General features: G+C 52.3%; 1 rRNA gene. It reads right to left on the bottom strand.

The features are described 5' to 3' along the window. Positions 1-2,810 (bottom strand): 23S ribosomal RNA (locus tag L0657_RS27790); the annotation flags it as partial. Positions 2,811-2,861 lie beyond the last annotated feature (51 nt).

The following is a 2,861-nucleotide window of genomic DNA, read 5'->3' as shown; positions in this document are numbered from 1 at the left end:
TTGGGTAATTAGTACTGCTCAGCTGAATGTATTTCTACACGTACACCTGCAGCCTATCAACGTCGTAGTCTACAACGACCCTTGTGTGGAAGATTCATCTTCGGGCTAGTTTCGCACTTAGATGCTTTCAGCGCTTATCTATTCCCCACATAGCTACTCGGCCATGCCCCTGGCGGGACAACCGATTCACCAGCGGTGGGTCCACCCCGGTCCTCTCGTACTAAGGGCAGCCCCCGTCAATCTTCCTACGCCCACCACAGATAGGGACCGAACTGTCTCACGACGTTCTGAACCCAGCTCGCGTGCCACTTTAATGAGCGAACAGCTCAACCCTTGGGACCTTCTCCAGCCCCAGGATGTGACGAGCCGACATCGAGGTGCCAAACCTCCCCGTCGATGTGAGCTCTTGGGGGAGATCAGCCTGTTATCCCCGGCGTACCTTTTATCCTTTGAGCGATGGCCCTTCCATACAGAACCACCGGATCACTATACCCTGGTTTCCCACCTGCTCGACCCGTCGGTCTCACAGTCAAGCCTGCTTGTACTATTGCACTCCACACACGGTTACCAAGCGTGTTGAGCAGACCTTTGGAAGCCTCCGTTACACTTTTGGAGGCGACCACCCCAGTCAAACTACCCACCATGCACGGTCCTGCTCTTTGAGCAGTTAGATCCCAGGCCAGCGAAGGGTGGTATTTCAACGTTGGCTCCACGATGCCTGGCGACACCGCTTCAAAGCCTCCCACCTATCCTACACATCCCTGACCCGAAAACAATGCAAAGCTATAGTAAAGGTGCACGGGGTCTTTCCGTCCCGTGGCGGGTAAGCGGCATCTTCACCGCTACTACAATTTCACCGAGCTCACGGCCGAGACAGTGCCCAGATCGTTACACCATTCGTGCAGGTCGGAACTTACCCGACAAGGAATTTCGCTACCTTAGGACCGTTATAGTTACGGCCGCCGTTTACTGGGGCTTCGATTCAATGCTTTACCTTGCGGCTGACATCCCCTCTTAACCTTCCAGCACCGGGCAGGTGTCAGGCCCTATACGTCAACTTGCGTTTTGGCAGAGCCCTGTGTTTTTGCTAAACAGTCGCCTGGGCCATTTCTCTGCGGCCTCTCTTGCGAGGAGGCTCCCCTTCTCCCGAAGTTACAGGGTTAATTTGCCGAGTTCCTTAGCCGTGATTCACTCGAGCACCTTAGAATATTCTTCTCGACTACCTGTGTCGGTTTACGGTACGGGCTGCATTCAGCTGATGTTTCAGAAACTTTTCTTGGAAGCTGTTTCGCATGTTCGCTTCGCCCGTAGGCTCTGCTCAACGCACTATTCCGTCAGTACGTACATACCACACTGCTCCGTCATTTCTTCACACTGAACGCAGGGGCAGGAATATTAACCTGCTGTCCATCGGTAATCGCCCTTCGGCTATACCTTAGGCCCCGCCTAACCCTCCGTTGATTAGCATAGCGGAGGAATCCTTAGTCTTTCGGTGTGCGGATTTCTCATCCGCATTATCGTTACTTATGCCTACATTTGCTTTTCTCACCAGTCCAGCCCGGCTTACGCCAAACCTTCACCCCTGTGAGAATGCTCCCCTACCGATCGTAATAAATTACTATCGCATAGCTTCGGTAATATGCTTGATGCCCGTTTATTATCGATGCCCGCCCCGCTCGACCAGTGAGCTGTTACGCACTCTTTAAATGTATAGCTGCTTCCAAGCTAACATCCTGGCTGTCTCTGCAGTCGGACCCCCTTAGTTCAACTTAGCATATATTTTGGGACCTTAGCTGATGCTCTGGGTTGTTCCCCTCTCGGACTGGGACCTTAGCACCCCAGCCCTCACTGCCGTGTATATCATAGCCCATTCGGAGTTTGTCAGAGTTTGGTAGGATTTGACTCCCCCTAGCCCTATCAGTAGCTCTACCTGACCATGACTCAACCACGACGCTGTTCCTAAAAACATTTCGGGGAGTACGAGCTATTTCTCAGTTTGATTGGCCTTTCACCCCTACCCTCAGTTCATCCGAAAACTTTTCAACGTTTACCGGTTCGGTCCTCCACGATGTGTTACCAGCGCTTCAACCTGACCAAGGGTAGATCACCAAGTTTCGCGTCTACAGCCACTGACTAATCGCCCATTTCAGACTCGCTTTCGCTTCGGCTCCTTCATTTCAATGAATTAACCTCGCCAGTGACCGTAACTCGTAGGCTCATTATGCAAAAGGCACGACGTCACCCGAAGGCTCCGTCCGCTTGTAAGCGCATGGTTTCAAGTTCTATTTCACCCCGCTGCTCGCGGTACTTTTCACCTTTCCCTCACGGTACTCGTTCACTATCGGTCTCTCAGGAGTATTTAGCCTTGGCGGATGGTGCCGCCGGATTCGAAGGGGATTTCTCCGGTCCCCACCTACTCAGGATACTCACTCAGACATCTCTCTTACCTGTACAGGACTCTCACCTTCTACGGTTGGCTTTCCCACGCCATTCCAGTTCAATCAATGCCCACTTGGTGAGTCCTACAACCCCGGTCTGGCCGTAACCAGGCCGGTTTGGGCTCCTGCGCGTTCGCTCGCCACTACTTGCGCAATCATTATTATTTTCTTCTCCTGCGGGTACTTAGATGTTTCAGTTCCCCGCGTTCGCCCCCCGTAGGGTAATACCACTTCATGGTACTGGGTTGCCCCATTCGGAAATCTACGGATCAAATCATATGTGCTGATCCCCGTAGCTTATCGCAGCTTATCACGTCCTTCATCGCCTCTGAGAGCCTAGGTATCCTCCATGCGCCCTTAATTCGCTTGCGCGTTTATTATCTTATTCTCTTTTGCTTCTCAATATGTCAATGAACTCGTTAC

It is taken from the genome of Dyadobacter sp. CY345 (assembly GCF_021502725.1).
GTDB lineage: Bacteria > Bacteroidota > Bacteroidia > Cytophagales > Spirosomataceae > Dyadobacter.
Note: the sequence above shows the minus strand (reverse complement) of the source record. Positions and strands in the feature narration are given on the sequence as shown.